Here is a 271-nt window from a genome sequence, read left to right as displayed (position 1 = left end):
CGAGCGTCGCGATGCGCGCTCGCGGGGCGACCGCGCGCACGAGGTCGGCGATGATCGGCGTCGTCGCAACGATCCGAGGCTGCGACCCGTCATCGGCCACATCAGCACTGCCAGGTGCAGCGGACTCTGATCGTGCGCCGGGAGGCTCCTCGGCAGAGACTCCGTCGTCCGCGAGGACGGGGGCACATGCGCCGAGGAGCAGCGAAGGAGCGCCGATGAGGAGGGAGAGCACGAGGGCACCCCCAGCGCGACGCGCTCGGGTGCGCCTCAC

The 271-nt window shown here is 72.3% G+C and carries 1 protein-coding gene; it reads right to left on the bottom strand.

The features are described 5' to 3' along the window. A partial coding sequence (locus tag QP363_RS13110; RefSeq protein WP_284764805.1) for a hypothetical protein occupies positions 1-271 on the bottom strand: 271 nt, incomplete at both ends.

The organism is Corynebacterium sp. UMB6689 (assembly GCF_030215295.1).
Classification (GTDB): domain Bacteria; phylum Actinomycetota; class Actinomycetes; order Mycobacteriales; family Mycobacteriaceae; genus Corynebacterium; species Corynebacterium aurimucosum.
The sequence above is the reverse complement of the archived record's forward strand: the minus strand, read 5'-3'. Positions and strand labels throughout refer to the sequence as shown.